This window comes from Polaribacter sp. WD7, from assembly GCF_003335085.1.
Taxonomy (GTDB): Bacteria; Bacteroidota; Bacteroidia; order Flavobacteriales; family Flavobacteriaceae; genus Polaribacter.
Window position 1 is genome coordinate 126089 of the sequence record NZ_QPEJ01000015.1, and the last position, 22033, is coordinate 148121.

Sequence of the window (22033 nt, forward strand, 5' to 3'; positions counted from 1 at the left end):
TTTTTTTAATCGAGTCGTGGTTTTTTGCGCAACGCTTTTTTAACACCAACTTTTTTCTTAGCTTCTATTCTTTTTTTAATAGCTGCTTTAGTAGGTTTTGTTTTTTTTCTTTGCTTTGGAAGAATTAAATTAGTTTTTATAATTGTTAAAAAACGAGCAATTGCGATGTCTTTATTTCTATGTTGAGATCTAGTTTCATCACAAAAGGTAATTAAAACATTTTCTTTACTTAATCTAGATTGTAATTTGGTTTTTAATAAACTTTTTTCTTGAATAGATAAAGCAGCAGAGTTTTCTAAATCAAAAGTCAGCTCTATTTTAGAAGAAACTTTATTTACATGTTGCCCACCAGCACCAGAACTTCTAATAGCTTTAAATGTAATTTCTTTTAAAAGTGTTTCTGTGTTCATTACGTAAGTGGGTTAGCGAAATTAAAACCAGATAATAATCTGTCAATTGCCTTTACTGCTTTTTGTAAACGTTGTGTTTTAGTACCTTTTAATACAATGTAAGGTCTGTCGTGTTCTTTTAACGCCTTTTCAAAAGCAGTAAACATTTCTAAACGTTGTTGGGGTCTATCACGTAAATCATCTGCAACCCAAGGTGTATCAATATACGTCAAAAAATAAAGATCATATTGGTTTTTTCTAGCGGCTTCGTCCAAGCGCTTATCAACAAAACCATCATAAAACTCCTGAGAATATACCTTGGTCTCAAGCAAATCTGTATCACAAATTAAAACTGTATTAGCTTTTTTAGTCAATTTATTTTCTAGATTCATTTGACCAATAGCAATCGGAATTATATCTTCTTTTTCACAAATTTTACGTTCATTGTCCCATTTTTCTTGCAAATATGTTCTCGCATATTCCGGTACCCAAACGGTATTGTAATGGCGAGCTAAATCGCGAGAAAGTGTAGTTTTTCCCGTAGATTCTGGTCCAAAAAGAACAATTTTTACAATGTTGTTGGGTTCTTGATTAAGCTTTTTTTCCATGAGATATACCCAAAGATAGCAATAAAAGTAAAACCGAAATACTGAAAACTTGTAAACGTAAATCCTTTATAGAAATATAAAGGAACAGAAATTATATCTCCTACAATCCAAAATACCCAGTTTTCAATTTTACGTTTTGCCATCAACCACATACCTACAAAGAAAATTGCTGTGGTTAATGTATCTACATAAGCTACCCAGTTTGTCCATTTATCAAACGTAGAATAGACCAAATAAACAAAAAATAAGGTAGCTATAAATATAAATGCAGCTGTTTTTTGTTCTTTTTTAGTAGTTTTAGAAATAGGAGTAACACTGGTTTTGTCTACTTTTCGAGTCCAAATATACCAACCGTAAATACTCATAACAAAGTAATATCCGTTTATCATCATATCTCCTAAAAGTTGCCATTTTAAGAGTAGATAAACAAATAATAAAGTACTTACCATGCCTGTAGGAAATACCCAAATTTTATTTTGCTTAGAAAACCAAACCGATAAAAAACCAAAGACTACAGCAATAATTTCAAGAACAATATCTACAGTCTCGTAAGTATTATATTGCTGAAAAAAGAAATCTAAAATTGCAGACATTTCTTATTTTTTTAATTGCTCAAAAAAACGCGCGTCATTTTCAAAAGCAGTACCAATAACCACTAGATCTGCACCTGCACTAAAAGCATTTTCTAATTGATGTTTGCTGCGAATACCACCACCAACAATTAGAGGAATAGATACATTGTTTTTTACGGTGGTAATAATAGCGGTTTCTACAGGTATTTTAGCGCCACTTCCTGCTTCTAAATACATAAGTTTTTGCCCTAATAATTCTCCTGCAAGAGCAGTATGTAGTATTAATTCTTGATTATTTTGAGAAATGGGTTTGGTATTGCTTACTTTTTGAGTTGCTGTTTCTTTAGCGCCATCAATTAAAAGATATCCTGTAGATATAATTTCTAAATCTGTATTTTTTAAAACAGGAACTGCTTTAATTTGTTGCTCAATTAAATATTCAGGATTCCTGCCAGAAAGCAAGCTTAAAAATAAAATTCCGTCTGCTTTGTTTGTAATTTGAGACACATCACCAGGAAACAAAAGTACAGGTAAATGAGTAACTTGTTTAATAGCAGAAACAACTTTTTCTGTTTGGTTGTGTATGTCTGTACTGCCACCAACAAAAATATGTGTTGTTATAGATTGATGCACTTTTTCAAAAAAAGCAGGAATAGTGTTAATTTCAATCTTTTCAGGATCAATTAAAACAGCCAAAAGTTTTTTGTTCTCTTTTTTGGCTTGTACAATGTTTTTGTAGATGTTCACGAATGCGAAAATAAGAAGTTCTCTATACATTTTTCCTTATTCTTCAGAAAAACACTCTAACTAACAGTTTACCACTAGACTTTACAACTATTTTTAATATGCAAAAACACAGGTAAAACCTTCAAACTCTAAAAATTCAACAGTATAAGAATTTTTATCACCATTAAACCGAATTTCACCCGAAGTTTTACCATCATCAAATTTAAAATTATCAATATAAATATGGTGTAAAAACAACAGTTTTTTCTTACCATAAATTTTATACAAACTCTCTTTTGCACCCCAAACAATGGTCAATTTAGAAATCATAGCATCAACGTTAGCTATCGTTTTGTATTCTTCAATTGGAGTAAATTTATGTGCTATTTTTAAAATCTTTTCACGCTGTTTTTCAATATCAATACCAACTTCAGTTTTGTTAGAAAAAATGATAGCAGTAAAATTAAAAGAATGTGTAATCGAAATAAACCTTCCTTGGTTTAAATGAGGTTTTCCAAATTCATCATATTGTAAGTCAGCATCTGTCAACCCAATAATATTTAGCAAGTGTCTAATAGATAAAAAACCTTTTTGATGAATTTCAGATTTCATTGATTGTAACCGTAACTCGCTGTTTTCAGATAAAGTAATGCCATGTTTCAATTGGTCAACTGTCTCTTCAATCTTCCAAATCAATACTTTAGTTGTAGGATTAACCGTTAAAGTTTTATAAAGTGCCATATTATTTTAAAAAGGATGTCGTATCTTTGCAATCTCAAAAAATAGAATATAAATATACATAAATATGAGTGCAACTACAGCATACGTACCATTTAAAGTTAAAGATATTTCTTTAGCAGATTGGGGTAGAAAAGAAATTGAATTGGCAGAAGCAGAAATGCCAGGGCTAATGAGTTTGAGGGAAGAATATGGAGACGCTCAACCTTTAAAAGGAGCACGAATTGCAGGATGTTTGCACATGACTATCCAAACTGCAGTTTTAATAGAAACTTTACAAGCTTTAGGGGCAGAGGTAACTTGGAGTTCTTGTAACATATTTTCAACACAAGACCAAGCTGCTGCTGCAATTGCTGCTGCTGGTACACCAGTGTATGCTTGGAAAGGAATGAACGAAGAAGAATTTGATTGGTGTATAGAGCAAACTTTGTTTTTTGGTGAAGACAAAAAACCATTAAATATGATTTTAGATGATGGTGGAGATTTAACCAATATGGTTTTAGACAAATATCCAGAATTGGCTGCAGGAATTAACGGTTTATCTGAAGAAACAACCACAGGAGTTCACAGATTATATGAGCGTGTAAAAAACGGAACGTTACCAATGCCGGCAATCAATATCAACGATTCTGTTACAAAATCTAAGTTTGATAACAAATACGGTTGTAAAGAATCTGCTGTGGATGCAATAAGAAGAGCAACAGATATTATGTTAGCAGGTAAAAGAGTTGTTGTTTGTGGTTATGGAGATGTAGGTAAAGGTACAGCAGCTTCTTTTAAAGGTGCAGGTTCTATTGTTACAGTTACAGAAATTGATCCTATTTGTGCATTACAAGCAGCCATGGACGGTTTTGAAGTAAAAAAATTAGAAACTGTTATGGGTAATGCAGATATTATTATTACTACTACAGGTAATAAAGATATTGTAACTGCAGAACACTTTAAAGGCGTAAAAGACAAGACAATTATCTGTAACATTGGGCATTTTGATAATGAATTAGACATTGCTTGGTTAAATGAAAACTATGGTGATACCAAAGTAGAAATTAAACCTCAAGTAGATAAATATACTATTAATGGTAATGATATTATCATTTTAGCAGAAGGACGTTTGGTAAATTTAGGTTGTGCAACAGGTCATCCAAGTTTTGTAATGAGTAACTCATTTACCAACCAAACTTTAGCTCAAATAGAATTGTGGAACAACGCAGATGCTTACGAAAATAAAGTATACATGTTACCAAAGCATTTAGATGAAAAAGTAGCAAAATTACACTTAGAAAAAATTGGTGTAGAGTTAACAGAATTACGTTCTGATCAAGCAGAATACATTGGTGTAACTGTAGAAGGACCTTATAAGCCAGAGCATTATAGGTATTAATCTTTATTGATTTTTTAATATTTAAAACCTCTCAATTTTGAGAGGTTTTTGTTTTGTATTCTTCGTTTATTTTATCCATATAGTTAATTGCGATTTCAACAAAATCTACCAAAAAATCTATATTTCTCATTCTAATCATATTGCAACTTGGACCAAAATAAATATTATATTCTGACATTATTTTTATTGGTTTTTTTACTATTCCATACTCGTGAATTATGCAGTTTCTAACACTATTAAAACCCATTAGTTTAATCCAATTATTACTTTGATTTTCTGCGTTTTCAATTTTACATATTAGGTTTAGATATTTTCTATACTTATCAATATTATTTTTACCATTTATATCTGAAATTTTTATTTTGGAATTATTTTCCTTTTCCGCGAATTTTGCTGCCGATCTCATAAAATTTTCAAAATAGGAAAAACTTGATATGAATAGAGAATGAAGTAAAATCCAATTGAAATTATTTTTATAAAGTGATAAGTTTTTAAAAGTATCATCTTTTCTATTTTCTAAATATTCCTCAATAAATTCTTTTTCTTTTGATTCTCTAATTTTGATAGAATCGTTATATATAGAAATTAAATCTTTTAAGTTAGAAGAGTGTACTTTGAATGATAAATCCATTATAGTTTGTATTTTGCCTAAAATTTCAAAATGAAAGATACAAAAATATCAGCCCTAGAAAATAAATTAAATTCAATCGAAAATTACATTTCAGATTTTGAGAAAAAGAATTTAAAAATTTCTAAAGCCACTGTAGGTTGGCATTTAGACCATAGTTTAAAAGTCATAAACACTGTGGTTTCTTCAATGGAAAAATCAGACCCAAACTTATATAAAGATAATTTTAAGTTTTTGGGTAAACTATTATTAAGCCTCAACTTTTTTCCAAAAGGGAAAGCCAAAGCACCAAAATACGTACTGCCACCAAATGTTGTTTTAAAAGAAGAAATTGCATCTCAATTAAAATTAGCAAAAGAGAATATCAACAAAATAGAAAAACTTGATACGAATGCTTTTTTTAAACATCCTTTGTTTGGGAATGTTAACAAAAAAAGGGTACTAACTTTTTTAAATGTACACACAAATCATCATTTAAAAATTATAAAAAATATTTTGAAATAGTTATTTTGCCAAAGATTAATCTACTAAAATGCAACTAACTAAAAAAATAGGCCTATTACTTGGTCCCATTTTATTTATCATTATTCATTTTCTACCAGTTACATTGGTTTCAGAAAAAGGAGATGCAGTTATAGCGGTTGCTGTTTGGATGGTCATTTGGTGGATTACAGAAACAGTTCACATTGCTGTTACTGCTTTATTACCTTTACTATTATTCCCTTTGTTAAAAGTAATGCCCATTGCAGATGTTGGTGCCAATTATGGCAGTCCTATTATCTTTTTATTCTTTGGAGGTTTTGTATTGGCTTTGGCTTTAGAGAAAGTAAATCTGCATAAAAGAATCGCTTTAAACATTGTAAAATTTACGGGTACAACTCCAGAAAGAGTAGTATTAGGCTTTATGCTAGCAACCGCTTTTATGAGTATGTGGATTAGCAATACAGCAAGTACAGTTGTAATGTTACCGATTGCAATTTCTGTGATTAAACTCTTAATTGATGACAAAGACGGATTTACAAAACGCGATAAAAACTTTGCATTAAGCATAATGTTAGGTATTGCTTTTGCAGCAAATGCAGGTGGAATAGCAACGGTTATTGGAACACCACCAAACTCTGTTTTAATAGGACTATTAGAAAATCAGTATGATATTCAAATATCTTTTTTAACGTGGATGAGTTTTGGATTGCCATTTTCAATGATAATGATCACTACTGTTTATTTTGTACTTGTGAAATGGATGTTTCCTTGTAAAGGTATTCTGTTTACATCCTCAGCCAATTTAATTCACGAAGAAGTTGAGAAACTAGGTAAAATTTCCAAAACTGAAAAACGAGTGTTAACTGTTTTTGCAATCACTGTTTTTTTATGGATTACAAGAACATTAATCAATAGTGTTTTTACTGAATTGAAATTGTCAGATACTATTATTAGTTTAATAGGTGCAGTTTCCTTATTTGCAATTCCTATGAGTTTTAAAAAAAGAGATTTTATTTTAGAATGGAATGATACTAGCAAATTAGCTTGGGGAATTTTATTGTTATTTGGAGGGGGTTTAGCACTCGCCAAAGGAATGGCTTCTTCTGGTTTGGTAGCATTAATTACTGATACCATTGCAGCAGGAAATTTCCCTATTTTGCTTACGGTTTCTTTATTAATTGTTTTGATGTTGTTTATGACAGAATTGATGAGTAATGTGGCTTTGGTAGCCGTTTTAGCTCCAGTTGTAGCAGGAATAGCTATTGGGTTAAATATCTCAATTTTAAACTTATTAATTCCTGTAACCATGGCAAGTAGTTGTGCATTTATGCTGCCAATGGCAACTCCACCAAATGCAATTGTTTTTGCAAGTGGTTATGTAAAAGTAAATCAAATGGTTAGAGCAGGAGTTGTCTTAAACCTTATTGCAGTTGGTTTATTAATTTTGTATTATCAATTTGTGATTCCGTTGTTTTTTTAAATTAGTTAAACTTTTTTAGGCTATAAAATTTTAACGTACTTATAACACATACTGCATTTGCAGAGATTGTAAATTGCCATTTTAATTAAAATAAAACTACAATGAAATTTTTTACAAGTAAAACCCTATGGTTTTTAGCGTTAGGTTTGTCTTTCCTTTTCGCTAATGAAACAACAGCACAACTTACACTTCCTGCAAGAAGTCAAGAAGCAGAAGTAACGCAACGTGTTGGTATTACAGATATTACCATTCATTACAATAGACCGTTAACTAGAGGTAGAAAAATATGGGGAGCTTTGGTGCCTTATGGCTTTAATAATTTGGGTTTTGGTACTTCTAAATCTGCACCATGGAGAGCAGGAGCTGATTATAACACAACAATAGCGTTTGCACATGATGTAAAATTAGAAGGAAAAGATGTGAAAGCTGGCAAATATGCTCTGTTTATGGCACCTAAAGAAGACGGAACAGTTACCATAGTTTTATCTTCTAACACAACTTCTTGGGGAAGTTATTATTATGACGAATCTGAAGATGTACTTAGAGTAGAAGTAACCTCTAAAGATGTTGAAGAAAGCAAAGAGCTGTTGACCTATGAATTTAATACCGTAGAGGCAAACGCTACTATTGCATCTTTGCACTGGGGCAAAAAGAGAATTCCTTTTAAAATTGAAGTAGCCGTAACTGATATTGTAATGGCAGGTATTGAGAACGATTTACGAAATCCTAAAGGATTTCAACAAACCACTTGGGACCAAGCTGCAGGATATGCATTTAGAGCTGGTAATTTAGAAAAGGCTTTAGAGTGGACAAATGCATCTATTAAGGGTAATTTCTTTAGCAAAGAAAATTTTTCAAATTTATCATTAAAAGGACAAATTTTAATGAAGCAAGGGAAAAATAAGGAAGCTATTGCGTCTATGCAAAAAGCTGCTACACATGCCACAAATAATCAAACTTATGGTTTGGTAAATCAGTTAATCACTGCTGGAGAAAAAAAGATAGCATTAAAAATTGCCAAAGCAAACGTAAAAAAATATGACGGAGCATTTCCTTCAAATTATAGTTTAACAAGAGTTTATTCTTCTCAAGGAGACTTTAAAAAAGCGATAAAGGCTGCTAACGCATCTTTAAAAATAGCGCCTGCAAACTTTAAAACTCGTTTGAATAATGAGATAGAAAAGTTAAAAAAAGGAGAGGATATTAATTAGAAAATGTTCTTTAGATATTCTAAAAAACCCATGAGATAACCATGGGTTTTTTGTGTTGATAATTTTACCCTAACCAACCCTCTCTATCCAAACTTCTGTATTGTATAGCTTCAGCAATATGATCTGGAGAAATATCTTTAGAATTTGCTAAATCCGCAATAGTTCTTGCTACTTTTAAAATGCGGTCATAAGCTCTGGCAGAAAGGTTCAGTTTTTCCATAGCTGTCTTTAAAAGTGATAAACTTTCTTTGGATAATTTACAAAATGCGCGAATTTGTTTTACATTCATTTGTGCATTGTAATGAACGTTGTCAAAACCTAAAAAACGCTGAGATTGAATTTCTCTTGCTGCAGTAACTCGTTTTCTTATGACTACTGATGATTCTCCTTTTCTATCATCAGATAGTTTATCAAAAGGAACAGGTGTCACCTCAATATGAATGTCTATTCTATCTAATAACGGACCAGAAATCTTACTCAAATAACGTTGCATTTCTTGAGGAGATGAAGTCATAGGCGAATCTGGATTGTTAAAAAAACCAGAAGGACTAGGATTCATACTTGCTACTAGCATAAAAGAACTCGGATACGTAATGGTAAATTTTGCTCTAGAAATAGTAACTTCTCTATCTTCTAAAGGTTGTCGCATTACTTCTAAAACGCTTCTTTTAAATTCGGGCAGTTCGTCTAAAAACAAAATACCGTTATGAGATAATGAAATTTCACCTGGTTGCGGATATTGTCCGCCACCAACAAGAGCCACGTCACTTATGGTATGATGCGGACTTCTAAACGGACGTTGTACCATTAATCCGTTTTCTTTTGTTTTACCAACTACAGAATGAATTTTTGTAGTTTCTAAAGCTTCATGCAATGTCATTGGTGGTAATATAGAAGGTAACCTTTTGGCCAACATGGTTTTTCCAGAACCAGGAGGACCAATTAAAATGATATTATGACCACCAGCAGCAGCAATTTCCATACATCGTTTTATAGATTCTTGTCCTTTTACATCAGAAAAATCAAACTCAGGGAAATCAATATGTTTGTAAAACTCTGCTCTTGTATCAATAATTGTTGGTTCAATTTTTTTATCATCATTAAAATGACGGATGACTTCTAAAATAGTATCAACCCCTAAAACTTCTAAATCGTTAACTATAGCAGCTTCTTTTGCATTTTCTTTAGGGAGAATAAAATGTTTAAAACCTTCTTCTCTAGCTTTTATGGCAATGGGTAAAGCACCTTTTATGGGTTGTAAACTTCCATCTAAAGAAAGTTCGCCCATGATAACATAATCTTTAATGTTGTTGGATTGAATTTGATTTGAGGCTGCTAAAATTCCCACAGCTAAGGTTAAATCATAAGCAGCACCTTCTTTTCGAATATCTGCAGGAGCCATATTAATAATGATTTTCTTTCCAGGAAGTTTGTAGTTATTGTTATTTAAAGCGGCAGAAATTCGATAAGAACTCTCACTTACAGCTTTGTCGGGTAAACCTACTAAATGATAACCAATTCCTTTATCAATATTAACTTCAACAGTAATGGTAGTGGCTTCTATACCAAAGACGGCAGAACCATGAACTTTTACTAGCATTTTTTTCTTTAAAGATAAAGAAAATTAGTCAAGATTAAGTTTTTTGAAAATACAAATGAGTTAAATTCTGTTCTTACAAGAATCTTTTTTTTAAGTTTAAATTTTTTTATGGGTTTGTAGGATATGTAAATATTGAAATAGATATAAAAAATGATAGTTATGTACGTAAGGAGCATACAATAACTATCATTTTAAAAATTTGTGTTTCGAATGAAAATATTAAGCAGAATTTCTGCTTGCATTAATATTTCCAAACAAAGAACGCATTACCATTTTTTCGTAAATTTCAATTTTATCAGTATCCATATTTTCAGATTTCTGAAGTTCTTGTATCTTTTTTAATGCATATTGCTGTATGGTTAATAAAGGCAAAACAATCCGTTCTCTAATTTCTATAGAAGCTTTTCCTACAGGGAAATTCTCCATCAATTCTGTATGACCAGTTAATTTTAGAAGTAATCTTTTTGTAGTTTTATATTCTTCGTAAATCAATGTCCAAAACTCTCCAAACTCTTCATCTTCTGCCATATACGCTGTTAACCCAAAGAAAGATTTTGTCAAACTCATAACACTATTTTCTAATAGTGTTCTAAAGAAATCTGAGGCATTGTAAAATTCTACAACTTCATCAAATCTACCAGCATCTTCATATTTTTTGAGAGCTGTACCCACGCCAAAGAAACCAGGAACATTTTGTTTTAATTGGCTCCAACTTCCTACAAACGGAATAGCGCGTAACTGAGAAAAATCTAACGTATCAGAATTTGAACGTTTGCTTGGTCTACTACCAATATTTGTTTTCGCATAATATTTTAAGGTACTCATTTTCTCTAAGTACGGTAAAAATTTAGGATGATTTTTAAAGTTAACATAACTTTTGTAACTTATATCAGCCAAGTCATTCATTAACGTTCTATGCTCTTCGTTTAACTGGTCTTTGGTAAAAATATCATTTTTAATACCAGAACTTAACAGTTGTTCTAAGTTATATTGAGAAGAATCTACAGTACCAAAATTAGAGCTAATAGTTTGTCCTTGTACCGTTAATTGTATTTCTTTATCTTCTATAGTTGGTCCTAAAGAAGCATAAAACTGATGTGTTTTACCTCCACCACGTGCAGGAGGTCCTCCACGTCCGTCAAAGAAAATTACCTCTATATCATATTCTCTAGAAACTCTAGTTAAGGCTTCTTTTGCTTTAAAAATTCCCCAGTTTGCCATCAAGTAACCACCATCTTTTGTTCCGTCAGAAAAGCCACACATAATGGTTTGCTTATTTTTTCTTTTTAATAAATGGTGTCTATAAACCCTATTAGAATATAGTGTACGCATTACCTCTTCTGCATTTTCTAAATCTTCTACGGTTTCAAAAAGCGGAATAACATCTACAGGCAATTCATTTTCAAAACCGCATAAATTTAACATTGCAAACGTTTCCATTACGTTTAATGCTGTCTGATTATTACTTATAATATACCTGTTTGCACCGCGTTCTCCATTTCTTTGCTGAATGGTTTTTAGAGCATAAATAGATTCTATAGTTTTAACAGAAATATCGTCTGTTAAAATGCTAGAATCTATGCTTCCCTTCACTACAGAAAGGATTTTTATTTGTTCTTCTTCAGAAAGACTTAGATAATTTTCAGGAAAAGTAGTGTCTCCTTGAGATTGTAAATCTTTTACGATTTGCACAAAAGCTTTGTGATGCACTCTACTGTCTTGTCTAATATCCAAAGTTGCAAAATGGAATCCAAAAATTCTTACTTTATTGATAAAGTCATTCAACTCTTCAACAAATAAAGATTGATGCTCATTTACAATAATTTCTCTGGCTGCATATAATTCTTCTAAAAGAATTTTTTGAGAGAAATTTACTTTAGTGTAACTTCTAACAACATGCTTATACAAGCGTTTTTCAACTCTTGCTAAAATGTCTTGAACGCCGTCAAAAGTGAATCTTCTTTTTAAACGTCTTACATCCCTGTAGTAGCTTCTTAATACAGTTTGACGTAATCTTTCTGCTACATTTAAGGTTATTTCTGTAGTTACAAAAGGGTTTCCATCTCTATCTCCCCCAGGCCAAAATCCTAAATCAATAATTTCATTATCTATAGGTTTACCATCGTATACATGATGCTGAATATAATTGTATATCTTTGGAACAGAGTGATAAAAAACATGTTCTAAATACCAAACCAAACTTACGGCTTCATCAAAAGGAGTAGGTTTTTCTTTTTTGTAAAAAGGAGTTCTACCTAATTGAGCTAGTAATTTTTTAATCAATAATAAATCATCATTTTGAATGGCTTTATCTAAATCTGTAATAATACCCAAAACGCTACCAGGATAGAATTGAGTAGGATGTGCAGTTAATACTATTCTTACCTTAAAGTCTTCTAAATAGGCTCTTAGTTGATCTTTTTTATTGCTTAAAGTGGCAGATTCTTTAGAGCTTCTTAAGGTTCCAAAACCATCCATATTATTTACAATAGGAAAAGCAGCATCTTCTATAGCGTCAAACAAAACAACTTGGCGTTCTATAAACTGAATAAAACGAAATAATAAGTCTGTTTTTTCTTTTTCTGTTGGATTTTCTTGATATTTCTTAAAAAAATGTTCTACAATTTCTGTCGGATTTTTATTTAAATCAAAACCTTTTTCACAAACTTTGTGCAAAAGGGGTAATAAAACTCCTGTATCATCTATAGTATCAAAAGGCAACGTTATAAAAATACTATTGTAAATTTGATACTTAGAAAGTACATTTTCATTAAATCTTTGTAACTTAGGTAAACTACTCATAATTGGTTGATTTTACATTTTAAAATTACAAAAAACGAAAATCATAGAACCTAACTTTTTATCAATAATCAGTTGTTTTTAGTGAGAAAAATATATTAATATGAGGAGTTTTTAGTGAAATGTTCATTTTCTATTTTTAATCTTAGTTTTTGTTTTTATTCAAACAAAAAATAAAAAACAAAGAAATACTGTTTTTAGCCTAAAAAAGATATTTTTAAAGCAGTTTTAGTGTTTTTTGTTGCCAAAAATTTACGGTCTTTTCGGTAACTAACAATCCAGATAATAGCATTGTTATTATTGCAGAGCAGCCATGTATTTTGTTTCTGAAAAAGAGAAAACTTTTCATCTTTAAAAAATTTACTTACTTTCTTTTTACCTTCCATTCCATAGGGATAAAAAATATCTCCATTTTGCCACTTTCTAAGTTTTAGAGGAAATTGAATTTTACTTGTATCTATAAAAATACTTTGTTTGTCTTGCAGCTCTTGGTATTGACATTCTTCTAATTTTAGATGGATAGGATTAGTGAGCTCAATTTGATTTTTTTGGATTTCAATTTCAGTAGAAGCACTATTTTCTGATTTTTTGAATAGAATTAAGAATTCTCTATCTTTAAGTAAAACATGCGTTTTAGAAAAAACATGTTTACCAGATTGTGCAGAAAGTAGCTTGTAGATATCATTCCACTCTGTAAAATGATAGGGCTTTAAAAGTTGATATAAATATGCTTTTGGATTGGAAAGTTGATTGATTTTTTGAATATCAAGTTTACAATTTTTTTTATCTAAATCCAATGTTTCAGAATGTCCTACATTTTCAGAAACCTCTTGTATTTTATCTGTTATAATTTCCTGACTATCTTGTAAATACGTTATAGTTTTAGCAAAAGAATCTAACAAGCTAGGATTGATTTCTTTTAAAATAGGAATGACTTGGTGTCTAATTTTATTTCTGATATATTTTGTAGATGCGTTACTTTTATCTTCTCTCCATTCAATATTTTTATCTTTAGCATAAGCTAAAATAGTTGTACGTGAAAAAGGTAAAAGAGGTCTAATAATTGTGTTATTTATTGCAGGAATACCTGTTAAACCTTCCAAACCTGTACCTCTAGTTAGGTTAATTAAAAAAGTTTCTAAATTGTCATCTGCGTGATGGGCGGTTAAAACATAACTAAATTGTTCTTCTTTTAATAGTTTTTGAAACCAATTGTATCGTAATGATCTGGCTGCTAATTGTGTAGATAATTTCTGCTTTTGGGCAAATTTAGTTGTTTCAAATCGAATGCAATATGTTGCAATGTTTAAAGATTTTCCTAAATCTTTAATAAAAACTTCATCTAAAGTGCTTTCTTCTTTTCGTAGTTGAAAATTGCAATGTGCTAAAGCTATTTGATATCCTTCTTTGTGCAATAGGTGGGTTAAAACCACAGAATCAATCCCGCCAGAAATTGCAATCAGTAATTTTTGGTCCTTTAAAAAAGGAAATTTTGCACGAATATGATGTGTAAATTGTTGTTGCATCTCTTATCCAAAAATACCATTTTTATTTTTGAGATTTTAACCAAACACGAATCTCTTTTTTAAGGAAAACTTCTGGCTTTGGTAGCGGAATAGTTCTACCAAATTGCTTACTTCTATTAAATTTAGAAAAGTTGGTTTTAAGTTGTTTCCACTCTTCAGGGTATATTTTTAAAAAAGCGGTAAACATAGTTTGTTCTGTAACTTTTTCTTTTAAAGAATGTAAGGTGTTTTTAAAAAGTAGGTCTTTATTTACAATCATAATTCTATTTAGAATTCAGTAAAACATATTTCATCGCTTTTGCTTTTAGCAAGCATTCTTCGTATTCTTTTTCGGGTTTTGATTTTGCAGTAATGGCTCCTCCAACAGAATAAGAAATATATTTTTTTTCTTGGTTGTACAGTATACTTCTAATAATTACATTAAAATCAAAGTCATTGTTTGGGGTAAAGTAACCAATGGTTCCAGAATACAAACCGCGTTTGGTTTCTTCTAGATGCTCAATAATTTTCATAGCAGAAACTTTTGGTGCGCCTGTCATGCTTCCCATAGGAAATGTATCTTGTAAAACATCTATTGGGTTTGTTTTGGTTTCATCAATCTCAGAAACTACTGTAGAAATCATTTGATGTACTTGTTTAAAAGCGTATACTTTACAAAGTTCTTCAACATATACAGTTCCTTTTTTGGCAGATTTAGACAAATCATTTCTAACCAAATCTACAATCATCACATTTTCTGCACGTTCTTTATCATCACGCATCAAATCGTTTGCAATTTTGACGTCGTCTATTGGGCTAATTAGTCGTTTTGCAGTTCCTTTTATGGGTTGAGAAATAATTTTAGTTCCTTCTTTTTTTAGATACCTTTCTGGTGATGCACATAAGGCATAATGGTTGTCTATTTTTAAAAAAGAAGCAAAAGGAGGCTCAGAAATCTCGTTAAGATGTGTGTAAACTTCAATCGGATTAATTTCACTATTTTCAGCATAAAACTCTTGGCAAAAATTGGCTTCGTAAATATCTCCTTTATGAATATGCTCTAAAATTTTTGTCACTTTTGCATGGTATTCATCTTTATGAATTCTTAGTTTTATCTTAATAGTGTTTATAGAAGGTAAGATGGTTTGTTTTTTAAATTGGTGTATGATTTTAAAATCCGATTCAATTTCATCATCAACCATAGATAAGTATTGAAATTCTACCTGATTGCCTCTAATAAAAATGAGTTTTTTGGGTTGAAAAAAATACAAGTCTGGAAAGTTTAATCCATCAAAATTTGACGATGAAAGTTGCTCTACATCGTTTTTAACATCATAAGTAATGTATCCAAAAATATAATCTTTAGTAACTTCTTGATATTCTTTTAGTTTTTCAAAAGCGTTTTGATAGTCTGTCTTTATAGAAGTAAAATCATCTGCAGCCAAAGCGCAATCAAAGTTAGAATATTGTTGTTTGTATTGATTAGAATCTAACCAAATGATGTTTTCAAACTCTTGAGACCAACACAAAAGATTGTGTTTAAAATCATCAATAGTAGCAACAGAAAAAGTTCTTGTAGTTCTTTGCATATGTACTGCAAAAATACAAATCTTATTGGTTAAAAAGTCTTTCCGAATGTGAATTGAATAGGAACTGCAATTCCTGCATTGTTTGTAAAAATATTTCCGTTTGAATAATGCATTATTCGCATTTCAAAATTATATTTTCTTTGTTTTCCTAAGAAAAAGCCTAATCCTATTTTGTCTTGATAAGTAATTTTAGGTCCCGTATTAATGCCATCAATATTACTTTTTGTTAAATATGTTGGCCCTATGATAGAATAATTGGTGTACATATCAAAGTTCTTTTTACGTAACAAATAAAAACGCAAAACAGGAAAGATGGAAAAAGCGTAAATAGCATCATTGCTAGCTTCTGTTTGAAACGCTGTGGCGCTAACTCCCCAATCTAAAGAAAAATGTTTTTTAGACCTGTATGCAGTTTTTTGATAGGTAACCGAAAAAGAATTTGTGGTTTTTAATTTACCCAACCAGAAAACAGGAATTCCAAAACTTTCAAAATTACCTATGGTGGTATTCATGCTTAAAAACCTATTTACACCGTAACCAATTTTGTTTGTTCCGTAACCTATTTGTAAAATACTTTTTGGAAAATAATGTTCTTGTTTTTTTGCAATTTCTATAGCTTCGTCATCAGATTTTTTTTGCAAATGGTATTCAAAACCTAGAGAAAACTGAGAGATGGCAGGTTGATTTTCCTTGTCTGATTTTGGTATAAAAGTACTGTTTAACGCTAACCTCCATTTTTTACTAAATTTATAATTTAGTCCAACACCGTATAGTAAGCTAAAAAAACGGGTGCTTGAATAAATTTCTTCGTTGTTAATTTCAAAACCTATTCTACTCACATTTACAGGGCCAGCTTCTACATAAAAAGATAATTTGTTGCTTAGATAAAGGTTCTTTTTTAATGACAAAGACCAAGCATTTATCCAAACACTTCTGTCATAACCAATATTATTAATATTGTCATACTTAAACCAAGAAGCAGGTCTTATTACCCCAAATTGAATAGCTAAATTTGGTTTTATTTTGTATCCTAAAAATATAATTCTACCAGAAAAAGCATTTTTACTAAATGTTTCTGTTGCAAACTCCTTTTTTAAATTGTCATTAGAAAACGGATAAAAAATACCACCAAGATTAACACTGTAGTATGATTTAGATAAAAAGTCTGAAAGTTGGGTGTTTGGTAGTTTTTCTTTTTGACTATAGCTATTGATTGAAAAAATAATAATTACAAGTAAAATTTTATTTTTCATTTGTTAAAAGTACGCTAAACTTTAAAAAGAAAAAAGTGTTGTAGTTTTAGGTAAATCTTATATCTTTAAACAAGAAAAAGAATTTGTATGCTATGAACTTACCACAGAAACTTACTGATATTTTGTTTTTAGATATAGAAACTGTACCGCAAGCGGAAAATTGGACAGCCCTTTCTAAAGAAAACCAAGTACTTTTTGAGCAAAAAACCCAATACCAAAGAAAAGACCAAATAAGTGTGGAAGACTTTTATGAACGAGCAGGAATTTGGGCAGAATTTGGAAAAATAATCTGTATTTCAGTAGCATATTTTGTAGAGGTAAATACCAGAAAACAGCTAAGAATTACTTCTTTTTTTGGGGATGATGAGCATAAAGTATTGGAAGATTTTAAAGAGCTGTTAGACAAACATTTTACTAAAAAGAATACTATTTTATGTGCCCACAATGGTAAGGAATTTGATTTTCCTTTTCTTGCTAGAAGAATGATTATACATCAAATAGCTTTACCAAAAAAACTCAATTTATTTGGAAAAAAACCTTGGGATGTTCCACATTTAGATACCTTAGAATTATGGAAATTTGGAGATTATAAACACTACACTTCGTTAAAGTTATTGACCAGTATTTTAGGAATACCATCACCCAAAGACGATATTGATGGGAGCGAAGTGGCTAAAGTGTATTATGAAGAACAAGACTTAGAACGAATTGTAAAGTACTGCGAAAAAGATACTATTGCAGTTGCTCAAATTCTCTTGCGTTTTAATAATGAGGAATTGTTGAGTGAAACTGATATTGTTAGGGTTTAAAAACGATACTCTAATTTTATAACTACAAAACGTGGTAGTAATTTGTATTCTACAGTAGAACTTCCAAAATCACTGATATTAAAGTTTCGAAAAAGGGAAGTATTAAATAAGTTTTTTCCAACCAAACCTAAAGTCATTTTGTTTTTGAAGAGTTTATACCTTGCTTCAAAATCTAAGAAATAATACGTATTGTCGGTTTGTAAATTGCCAAAGAAGTAACGTTCAGCTTGTAGTTCTACATCAAAATTATCATTAAAAATAAAGGATAAGTCTAAAAAAATATTGTTATCTGTAAATGAGTTATTAATTGTCGTTCGTATTTCAGAGGTTATCCACTTTGTTCCAAAATGATAATTAAAAATACTACTAAAACCAGAGCGTAACTCAAAACCGTAATTATAATTTATAGAAGATACATTTCGTAAATCAGAATTGTTGATAATATTCTTAAACTGACTTTGAGAATATCCTAAATTGAGTTTTAAGTTTGATATTATCCATTTAAAATAGTAATCAATAGTCGTATCAGCACTTATGAATTCTCGGTCTTTTATAACTATTTTTTCTGTTTGTGTAAAGTTTTGATTGATGATGCTATTGGTAGAAAAGAAATCTTGATTTTTACTGTAAATAAAAAATGTATTTGCAAAAAATCGGTCACTCCAATTTCCTAATTGATAATTGAAAGTCAAACTTGAGGCATCCAATTGATTAAATGTTCCGGTACCTTTTAAGAAACTTCGAAAACCTGTCAATACAAAATTGGGATATACGTCTAATACTCTAGCATTTGTTCTATTGAAAGCATAAGAAGTCGTTAACTTATTCTTAGAATTGATTTCCCAATCTACACCAAAACTTGGATTAATGAAAAGTGTATTTTGATTTTCATCAATTTGATTGGTTTGTAGTCTATTAAACAATTGATGAACATTTAAATTTCCAACTAATTTCAACTTATTCAACGCCAATAAGTATTTTGTTTTGATGTATAAATCATTTACACTGTAAGTTGTATTATTTTGATAATCAGTTGGATTATTCACAATAGTATCATCATCTAACAATGAAAACTCAGAAATCAATTTATCTTGTCTAAATTCATTGCCAATTTGTACCTCAAACAAGTTTTCATTTTCTTTTCTATCTAACAAATGCGCATTGATGCCAGCAAAAAGCAGTTGGTCTTCACTTTGTTGCTGAACATTATCAGCATTGATTTGATTGGGAAACAAATCTTCATAAAAAAACTGATTAATACGATACGATTGTGGTGCTTTTTCATCGATAAAACGCCCTGTGAGTAATAATACTTTTTTATCTGTAAACTTGTTTGTGTAACTTATTTTTTGGTTAAAAAGCGTATTTTGATGTTGTAAATTTTCAATAGTTGAGTTACTATTAAATAATAAATTCGTATTGTCAAAAAAGTCGCCATTATTGTATTTGGAGATGGCTTCTAACATTTGTGTTTGAGAAAAGTTATAGGTAATGTCTAACTTTCCAAAAGCAATTTGCTTGGTGTTTCTTACAGTATAGTCTTCTGTATTGGTAAAGTTGGTGTTGTTGGCAGTAAAAGTCTCTGAGGTATTTTGAAAAAAGTCATTTTCATCCCAATTGAAAAAACCGAGCGTTTTTATTTTTAGTTTTTTGGTAGGATTAAAAATGGCATTCAACGAAATCAACTCAGCATTGTTAAAATTGGTTCTACTTTTTTTAAAATTACCTTGTCCAAAACGCAAGCTGAGTAAACTTTGCATTTGTTGGTTGTCGCCAATACTAGCAGGTTCTCCAAAACGAAAAGGTCGTATTAAGTGGTTGATGTCACCTGTAGCATCATAACCCAAATTATTAAAGTTGGCTAGTAATATGTATTTGTTTTTCTTCCCAAAATTCATAGCATAGGTCTTGAGTTCATATCTATTTTCAGAAACCAAACCATAATTGGCTGAGAAGTTGCCAAACCATTGTCTTTTAGCATCTTCTTTTAAGACTAAGTTTAGGGCAACTTTATCGCTTTCTTCTATGTCTTTGAGTAATCGATTGTTAGAGTATTTTTGTAGTATTTGTATTTTCTCTAATTGGTCTGGAGGCATATTTTTAGAAAGGATTTTATAACCTCTTTCAAAAAAGTCGTCACCATCTATCATAAGTTTTTCTATTTCTTGGTTACCAACTTTTATAGTACCTTCACTATCTACAGTGACTCCTGGTATTTTTTTGAGTAAATCTTCTACAGCCGCATCGTTAGGGTCTAAAAATTTACTAACAGCAATTTCAACCGTATCTTTTTTTACTTTGATGGGTTTTTCTGCTTCTATAATTACCTCTTTAAGCACAAAGGTTTGTTCTTCTAAAGTTACATTTTGTGTTAACGTTTTTGTCTCTTTAGTTATGGTTATAGGAATTTTTACAGTTTTGTATCCTAAAGCAGAAAAAATTAGGATAAAATCGCCTGTTTTGTCTGTTTCTAAAATATAAGTTCCTTTATCATTAGAATAGGTGTATGAAGTAATATTGTTTAGTGAGTCTTTTAAAACAATATTTACAAATGTGAGTTCTTTTTTTAAGTTATCATAAATAATACCTTTTATGTTTTTTTGGGAAAAACTATTGAAAGTAATAATTACAAACAAAAAGAAAAAGCCAATTGATTTATTCAAAATCTGTAAATATTTCTAATCTCTGTTTATCACAATCTTCACAATTTTTAGCTCTTTTTAAAGATTTTGAACCTTTGGGTAATTTATCTGAAAATTTTTCAAAGAAAAGGCCTTCTAATTTATCTAACTCTTTTAAATACATTTCAATACTTATGGCATTTGTAATTTCTTTATCAACTGCTGGTTTTTCGCATTTTTGTTGTTTATCAACTAAAATGGTTTGTGCAATGATGCTAAAAACTCCTGTATTTTCCTGTAATTCAAGTGTCAAACTAGGCAAACCTCTTGTTTTCCATGAACCAAAAGGTAAAGGGATATTTGTCGTGTAACAAGCTATATAAATACGACCCCTAAAACCTGTTGTTGCTTTTTGAGTTTTTAGATTACTAATTATTTTCATTTTGTTTATAAATGTCCAATTAGGGAAATTAGGTTCATCTTTAACCACAAAATCACTATCGTTATGTATATCTTTAAATAAGAAATTTTCTTTTTTATTGTAAAAATATCTTGGTATTAAGTTTTTTCTACCAGAAATTATAGTATTAGTTGTCCTTTTAGTATTGCTCTCATTTAAGTTTCTATTATCAGTTTTTTTATATTTATTTCTTTGTAAAAAGACCAATGGCTGCTTAATATTAAGTTAAAAAAAATCTATACGTTCGTAAACAAAATTTTTAGTTTGCTTGTAGTTTATTTTACTATAGATCTTATGTTGTTGAGATACTATTTTTATAAAGGAAAATATAAAAAGTATACTAATTTTCCACTTCAAAGTTTTCGAGTTTTATGTCTTTTGGACAGTCTTCACATTCTGAACCAATAATAAATCGTTTAGCTCCTTTTGGTAATTTTGCGTTAAGTTGTTTGAAATAAGCAATATCTTTTTGTTTTTCTCTTTTTAAAAAATCTGGAATTGAGATAGCCTTTGTGAGGTCAATTTTTTCTGCGTAATCAAAATTACATTTTTTATTGTTTTCAATTGTAATTTTGGTAGCATTCATATGTGTTAAACCATTGTCATCATATAGTTCTAAAATTAACCCAGGTAAGTCTTTTGATTTCCAGGGACCAAATGGAACTGGGATTTCTGTTGTAAACCAAGCTGTAAAATTACTTCCTCTAAATTTTGTTCTTGCCTTTTGGCAAACGAAACCGCCTATTTTCTTTTTTTCTTGTAAAATTTTCCAAGACCATTTACTCATATTTTCTTTAATAATGTCTATACTTCCATCTATATATTCAGAGTTATAATAAAAATCATTTTTATTGTTTAAAAAGAAAGCAGGTTTTATATTTTTTGAGCCAAGGATAGTATTTTTTTGTACATTGCCACTATTTTTGATAACAACTTCCTCTTTGTTTTTAAAATTAGTTTCTTCTCTTATTATTTGTAAATTAAATGATTTATTTTTGTCAAAGTTCATTTCATAGTTCAATTCAATATAGCCTTTAATTTTGTAGATAGCTTTTCCACAAAAATTTTGTGTAAACATTGCTGTTGAAAAAAAGAAGAAAAATAACTGAATCTGAATTTTTAACATAATTGTGTTTTAAAATAAGGATTGTCTAAAAATCATTTTTAGACAATCCGATTTA

General features: G+C 30.1%; 20 protein-coding genes. 5 read left to right on the forward strand and 15 right to left on the reverse strand.

Annotation, left to right across the window (positions count from 1 at the left end; genetic code table 11):
- Nucleotides 1-5: 5 nt before the first annotated feature.
- The 5 genes from arfB to DUT90_RS03140 form a co-directional block, all read right to left on the reverse strand.
- Nucleotides 6-410: an alternative ribosome rescue aminoacyl-tRNA hydrolase ArfB gene (arfB, locus tag DUT90_RS03120; protein ID WP_114425290.1), complete on the reverse strand. Its 405-nt coding sequence runs from the start codon at nt 408-410 to the stop codon at nt 6-8.
- Nucleotides 410-997 (reverse strand): AAA family ATPase, encoded by a 588-nt coding sequence (locus tag DUT90_RS03125; protein WP_114425292.1) that lies wholly within the window; start codon nt 995-997, stop codon nt 410-412. Before DUT90_RS03125 ends, arfB begins: the two co-directional genes overlap by 1 nt.
- Complete coding sequence (pnuC, locus tag DUT90_RS03130) at nt 958-1590, reverse strand: nicotinamide riboside transporter PnuC (protein WP_114425294.1); 633 nt, start codon at nt 1588-1590, stop codon at nt 958-960. The genes DUT90_RS03125 and pnuC overlap by 40 nt, the downstream gene beginning before the upstream one ends.
- A 3-nt stretch (nt 1591-1593) precedes the next feature.
- Nucleotides 1594-2346, reverse strand: a complete 753-nt coding sequence (locus tag DUT90_RS03135; protein WP_114425296.1) for a geranylgeranylglyceryl/heptaprenylglyceryl phosphate synthase — start codon at nt 2344-2346, stop codon at nt 1594-1596.
- 63 nt (nt 2347-2409) lie between these two features.
- A complete protein-coding gene (locus DUT90_RS03140; RefSeq protein ID WP_114425297.1) occupies nt 2410-3036 on the reverse strand; it encodes a 4'-phosphopantetheinyl transferase superfamily protein in 627 nt (208 codons plus the stop codon).
- Nucleotides 3037-3100: 64 nt separating this feature from the next.
- Between DUT90_RS03140 and ahcY the strand changes: the two genes are divergently transcribed.
- Entirely contained in the window at nt 3101-4414 is a 1314-nt protein-coding gene (gene ahcY / locus DUT90_RS03145) for an adenosylhomocysteinase (protein WP_114425299.1), read from the forward strand.
- A 31-nt stretch (nt 4415-4445) separates the two neighbouring features.
- On the opposite strand, the gene DUT90_RS03150 is transcribed toward ahcY, so the two are convergent.
- On the reverse strand, nt 4446-5045 hold the full coding sequence (locus DUT90_RS03150; protein ID WP_114425301.1) for a hypothetical protein: 600 nt from the start codon (nt 5043-5045) through the stop codon (nt 4446-4448).
- 30 nt (nt 5046-5075) lie between these two features.
- Here DUT90_RS03150 and DUT90_RS03155 point away from each other — a divergent pair, with 30 nt between their 5' ends.
- The 3 genes from DUT90_RS03155 to DUT90_RS03165 all read left to right on the forward strand — a co-directional run bounded on the left by DUT90_RS03155 (nt 5076) and on the right by DUT90_RS03165 (nt 8216).
- Nucleotides 5076-5546: a DUF1569 domain-containing protein gene (locus DUT90_RS03155; RefSeq protein ID WP_114425303.1), complete on the forward strand. Its 471-nt coding sequence runs from the start codon at nt 5076-5078 to the stop codon at nt 5544-5546.
- Nucleotides 5547-5574: 28 nt separating this feature from the next.
- Complete coding sequence (locus DUT90_RS03160) at nt 5575-7005, forward strand: DASS family sodium-coupled anion symporter (RefSeq protein WP_114425305.1); 1431 nt, start codon at nt 5575-5577, stop codon at nt 7003-7005.
- A gap of 101 nt (nt 7006-7106) precedes the next feature.
- Nucleotides 7107-8216: a DUF2911 domain-containing protein gene (locus DUT90_RS03165; RefSeq protein ID WP_114425307.1), complete on the forward strand. Its 1110-nt coding sequence runs from the start codon at nt 7107-7109 to the stop codon at nt 8214-8216.
- Between the two features lie 64 nt (nt 8217-8280).
- Here DUT90_RS03165 and DUT90_RS03170 read toward each other — a convergent pair whose 3' ends face one another.
- The 6 genes from DUT90_RS03170 to DUT90_RS03195 all read right to left on the reverse strand — a co-directional run bounded on the left by DUT90_RS03170 (nt 8281) and on the right by DUT90_RS03195 (nt 16962).
- The gene (locus DUT90_RS03170; RefSeq protein WP_114425309.1) at nt 8281-9816 is read right to left on the reverse strand and encodes a YifB family Mg chelatase-like AAA ATPase; all 1536 of its coding nucleotides are present in this window, start codon (nt 9814-9816) and stop codon (nt 8281-8283) included.
- Between the two features lie 219 nt (nt 9817-10035).
- A complete protein-coding gene (locus tag DUT90_RS03175; RefSeq protein WP_114425311.1) occupies nt 10036-12618 on the reverse strand; it encodes a phosphoenolpyruvate carboxylase in 2583 nt (860 codons plus the stop codon).
- Between the two features lie 194 nt (nt 12619-12812).
- On the reverse strand, nt 12813-14141 hold the full coding sequence (tilS, locus tag DUT90_RS03180; RefSeq protein ID WP_114425312.1) for a tRNA lysidine(34) synthetase TilS: 1329 nt from the start codon (nt 14139-14141) through the stop codon (nt 12813-12815).
- Between the two features lie 22 nt (nt 14142-14163).
- Nucleotides 14164-14400: a hypothetical protein gene (locus DUT90_RS03185; RefSeq protein WP_114425314.1), complete on the reverse strand. Its 237-nt coding sequence runs from the start codon at nt 14398-14400 to the stop codon at nt 14164-14166.
- A 4-nt stretch (nt 14401-14404) separates the two neighbouring features.
- Nucleotides 14405-15709, reverse strand: coding sequence for an anthranilate synthase component I family protein (locus tag DUT90_RS03190; protein WP_114425316.1), 1305 nt, complete (start codon nt 15707-15709; stop codon nt 14405-14407).
- Between the two features lie 29 nt (nt 15710-15738).
- Nucleotides 15739-16962 (reverse strand): acyloxyacyl hydrolase, encoded by a 1224-nt coding sequence (locus tag DUT90_RS03195; RefSeq protein ID WP_114425318.1) that lies wholly within the window; start codon nt 16960-16962, stop codon nt 15739-15741.
- Between the two features lie 92 nt (nt 16963-17054).
- Between DUT90_RS03195 and DUT90_RS03200 the strand changes: the two genes are divergently transcribed.
- Nucleotides 17055-17771 carry a 3'-5' exonuclease gene (locus DUT90_RS03200; protein WP_114425320.1) on the forward strand — a complete coding sequence of 239 codons (717 nt, stop codon included), beginning with the start codon at nt 17055-17057 and terminating at the stop codon, nt 17769-17771.
- On the opposite strand, the gene DUT90_RS03205 is transcribed toward DUT90_RS03200, so the two are convergent.
- The 3 genes from DUT90_RS03205 to DUT90_RS03215 form a co-directional block, all read right to left on the reverse strand.
- Complete coding sequence (locus tag DUT90_RS03205; RefSeq protein ID WP_258848491.1) at nt 17768-20434, reverse strand: TonB-dependent receptor; 2667 nt, start codon at nt 20432-20434, stop codon at nt 17768-17770. The genes DUT90_RS03200 and DUT90_RS03205 overlap by 4 nt on opposite strands.
- Complete coding sequence (locus DUT90_RS03210; RefSeq protein ID WP_181858134.1) at nt 20427-21059, reverse strand: GLPGLI family protein; 633 nt, start codon at nt 21057-21059, stop codon at nt 20427-20429. The genes DUT90_RS03205 and DUT90_RS03210 overlap by 8 nt, the downstream gene beginning before the upstream one ends.
- A 133-nt stretch (nt 21060-21192) precedes the next feature.
- Entirely contained in the window at nt 21193-21978 is a 786-nt protein-coding gene (locus DUT90_RS03215; protein WP_114425323.1) for a GLPGLI family protein, read from the reverse strand.
- Nucleotides 21979-22033 lie beyond the last annotated feature (55 nt).